This is a genomic window from Streptomyces sp. TAA204 (genome assembly GCF_000424965.1).
Genome location: NZ_AUKW01000035.1, coordinates 1 through 4801, shown reverse-complemented (window position 1 = coordinate 4801; position 4801 = coordinate 1). Strand labels below are relative to the sequence as shown.

Here is a 4801-nt window from a genome sequence, read left to right as displayed (position 1 = left end):
GCAGACGCTCCACCTGAGCATCCAACGCCGCAACCGACTTCGCAGACACCACCCACGGCACCACCACAGACGACCGCACCGACGACTCATCCGCCGGGCCCGCCCCGATCTCGACAGGCTGATCCTCAACAGCCGGCTGCTCAAGGATGAGGTGGGCGTTGGTCCCGCTGACGCCGAACGAGGACACCGCAGCCCGACGAGGCCTGCCGGACTCCGGCCATGCGGCTTCCTCGGCCAGCAGCTCGACGGCGCCGGCCTCCCAGTCCACATGCGAGGAGGGCACGTCGGCGTGCAGCGTGCGCGGCAGCACTCCCTCACGCATCGCGTGGACCATCTTGATCACACCGGCGACACCCGCGGCCGCCTGCGTGTGACCGATGTTCGACTTCACCGAACCGAGGTGGAGAGGCCGCTCACGGTCCTGCCCGTACGTCGCCAGCAGCGCCTGCGCCTCGATCGGGTCACCGAGAGTCGTGCCCGTACCGTGCGCCTCCACCACATCCACATCACCAGCGGACAGACCACCACTGGCCAACGCCTGACGGATCACCCGCTGCTGCGACGGACCGTTCGGAGCCGTCAAACCATTCGACGCACCGTCCTGATTCACCGCACTACCGCGCACAACAGCCAGCACCCGATGTCCGTTGCGCCGCGCATCCGACAGCCGCTCCAGCACCACCAGACCGACGCCCTCGGACCATGCGACCCCATCCGCCGTATCGGCAAAGGACTTGCACCGGCCGTCCGCCGAGAGGCCACGCTGACGCGAGAACTCGATGAAAGTGTTCGGGGTGGACATGACCGTCACACCACCGGCCAGCGCCAGCGAGCATTCACCCTGCCGCAGCGCCTGGGCGGCAAGGTGCATCGCCACCAGCGACGACGAACACGCCGTGTCCACCGTCATGGCGGGGCCTTCGAATCCGAAGGTGTAGGAGATCCGGCCGGACACCACACTCGGTGAGGTCCCGGTGCCCTGGTATCCCTCGAACGCTTCGTCGTTCATGAGCGTGCTGTAGTCGTTGTACATCACACCCGCGAAGACGCCCGTTCGGCTGCCGCGCAGAGAGGCCGGGTCGACACCCGTACGCTCCAGGGCTTCCCACGTAGACTCCAGCAGCAGCCGCTGCTGCGAGTCCGTGGCCAACGCCTCACGCGGCGACATCCCGAAGAAGCCAGGATCGAACTCCCCCGCCTCGTGCAGGAAACCACCCGACCGCGTGTACGACGTCCCTGCGTGATCCGGATCCGGGTGGAACAGCCGCTCCAGGTCCCAGCCACGGTTGGCGGGGAACTCCGAGATGGCGTCGGTGCCTTCACTGACCAGCCGCCACAGCTCCTCCGGCGAGCCGACACCGCCGGGATAGCGGCAGGACATCCCCACAATCACGACGGGGTCGTCCGCAGTGGTGACTGCTGACGGGACGTGCGTGGCCACCGGCACGTCCGCACCGAACAGTTCATCCCGCATGTACGCGGCCAACGAGGCCGCAGTCGGGTAGTCGAAGATCATCGTGGCGGGGAGCCGCAGCCCGGTGACCGCCGCCAGACGGTTCCGCAACTCGACAGCCGTCAGCGAGTCGAAACCCAGGTCCTGGAAAGCCCGCGCTCCGTCGATCTCTCCCGTGTTCGCGTATCCGAGCACATTGGCGACTTCGCCTCGCACCAGGTCGAGCAGGGACTCCAGACGTTCGGCCTGGTTCAGAGCCGACAGACGCTGCACCAGGGAGACCGCGGTCTGCGAGCCGGTGACGGAGCGCCGCGAGCGGGTGCGGATCAACCCCCGCAGCAGCGGCGGCACTTCACCTCGTGCGCGCAGCACTGGCAGGTCCAGCCGCACCGGCAGTACGGCCGATGCGCTGCTGGCCAGCGCCGTGTCGAACAGCTCGACGCCCTGCTCGACGCCCAGTGGCGGCACGCCCGAACGCTCCATACGCTCGACGTCGCCGCCCGACAGCATCCCCACCCCGGTCTGGGCCCAGGGTCCCCATCCGAGGGAGAGGCCCGGCAGACCTCGTTGGCGGCGGTGCTGCGCAAGGGCGTCCAGGAAGGCGTTGCCCGCGGCGTAGTTGCCCTGACCGGCCGTGCCGAACGTACCGGCAACGGAGGAGAAGACCACGAACGCCGACAGGTTCATGTCCTGGGTCAGTTCGTGCAGATTCCAGGCGGCATCCACCTTCGGACGCAACACCGCATCCAACCGCTCCGGCGTCAGAGAGTCGATGACACCGTCGTCCAGGACGCCGGCCGTGTGCACGACGGCACGCACCTCGTGCTGCTCCAGCAGTGCCGCCAGCGCATCCCGGTCGCCCACATCACAGGCGGCCACCTGAACCTCGGCACCCGACTCCGAAAGGTCACCGACAAGCTCTTCCGCACCGTCGGCGTCCATGCCCCTGCGGCTGACCAACAGCAGATCCCGCACACCGTGCTCGGCCACCAGATGCCGGGCGAACACACCACCGAGGCCGCCCGTACCGCCGGTGATCAGGACAGTGCCCTCCACATCCCAACCGGCCTTGTCCTGGGGCACATCGAGGCGCGTGAGACGTGGCGCCAGAACCTCACCCTCACACAGCCGCACCTGAGGTTCGTCGACGCCCAGTGCCTGCGGCACGACAGCCGCGGACGCCTGAGAAGCATCCACATCCAGCAGACCGAACCGGCCCGGGTGCTCCGACTGCGCAGAACGCACCAGACCCCACACACCGGCGGCCGCCACGTCCTCACCCGACTGAGCACCACGCGTGACGAACACCAGCCGCGAACCGGCAAACCGCTCCCCGGCCAGCCACTCCTGCACCACACCCAGCACACGAGCGGTCAGAACATGCGCGGACTCGGCCACATCGCCGTCCGCGTCACCCACCACCGGCACCAACACCACACCCGGCACCGGCACTTCATCACCACTCGCCGCGAGTGCCGCCAGATCCGGCTGAACATCCACCACGATCTCCGCGTCACGCAGAACGTCGGCCATGCCAAGGGAGTCCGTGCCGACCACGGCCACCGCGGAGGGAGCAGTACCAGGGCGCGTCGGCGCCCAGCTGACGTCGAACAGCGAATCGCGCTCGACCACGCCGGGTACGGCGAGTTGACCGGCCTGAACCGGCCGTGTGGCCAAGGAGTCGACAGATGCCAGCAGTTCACCTGAGATGTCAGCAAGCGCGACCGCCGTCGAACCGTCGGGACGACGCGTAAGCCGCACCCGGGCAGCGGAAGCGCCCGTGGCGTGCAGTGACACGCCTTCCCAGGAGAACGGGGCACCGCCCTCTCCCGGTTCGGCCACGCCGACTGCGTGCAGGCCTGCGTCGAACAGCCCGGGGTGGAGTCCGAAGCCGCCGGTATCGGTGTTCTCCGGAAGGGCCACCTCGGCGAAGACCTCACCGTCGTCTCCCTGCCAGGCGGCCTTCAGCCCCTGGAAGACGGGCCCGTACTCGAACCCGAGGTCCACGAACCGCTCGTAGCAGCCCTCCACCTCCACCGGCACCGCACCCGCGGGCGGCCACACCGAGGCGTCGAAGTCCGCCCGGTGTTCGCCCTCTGTGAGGACACCGCTGGCGTGCTCGACCCACGGCAAGTCCTCACCGTCCGCGAGCCGGGCATGCACGTTCACCGGTCGGCGCGCCGACTCGTCGGGGGCCCCGACAGTCACCTGCACCTGTACGGCACCCTGCTCGGGAACGACCAGCGGCGCGGCCAATGTCAGTTCCTCGACGCGGTCGCAGCCGACCTCGTCAGCAGCACGAACTGCCAGTTCCACGAACGCCGTTCCGGGGAGAAGCACCTGGCCCATCACGACGTGATCGGTCAACCAGGGGTGGGTGCTCCGTGACAGGCGGCTTGTGAACAAGACCCCTTCGGACCCGGCGAGTTCCACAGCGGCGCCGAGCAGCGGATGTTCCACCGAGCCCAGCCCGGCAGCGCGGACGTCACCGGCACGCATGGCCACGGTGGGCCAGTAGCGTTCATGCTGGAAGGCGTAGGTGGGCAGGTCGACCCGCTTGGCGCCCGTTCCGTCGAAGAGGCGTGCCCAGTCGACGTCGACACCGGAGACAAAGAGGCGGGCCAGCCCCGAGACCAGGGCAGCTTCCTCGTCCCGGTCCTTGCGCAGCAACGGCACAGCCACCGCACCCGGCGACGACTCCGCCGCCATCGCCGAAAGCACCCCGTCCGGGCCCAACTCCACAAAACCAGAGACGCCTTGGCCCTCCAGCGCACTCACGCCGTCGGCGAAACGGACCGTCTCCCGCACATGACGCACCCAGTACTCCGGCGCACACAGTTCGTCGCCGGTGGTCACCTGGCCGGTCAGGTTCGACACGACCGGAATCCGCGGCGCGTCGAAGGACAATCCCTCCACCACCGCACGGAAATCGTCCAGCATCGGATCCATCAACGGCGAATGGAACGCATGCGAAACCGACAACCGCCGCGTCCGCCGCCCCTCGGACTCAAAACGCTCCGCGATCTCCAGCACGCCGGCCTCGTCCCCGGAAACCACCACAGAGGAAGGCCCGTTCACCGCCGCAACAGACACCCCGTCTGGCAGATACGGCAGAACCTCGTCCTCGGTCGCCTCGATCGCGACCATCGCCCCACCGGCGGGCAACGCCTGCATCAACCGCGCACGCGCCGACACCAAAGCACAGGCGTCAACCAACGACAACACACCCGCCACATGCGCAGCCGCGATCTCCCCCACCGAATGCCCCGCCAGATAATCCGGCACCACACCCCAGGACTCCACCAGCCGGAACAGCGCCACCTCCAGCGCAAACAAAGCAGGCTGAGC

At 68.4% G+C, this 4801-nt stretch carries 1 protein-coding gene; it reads right to left on the bottom strand.

Annotated features, from left to right (window positions below; all coding sequences use genetic code 11):
• Positions 1-4801: type I polyketide synthase (locus tag H343_RS0124585; protein WP_028433285.1), on the bottom strand; the 4801-nt coding region annotated here is incomplete at both ends.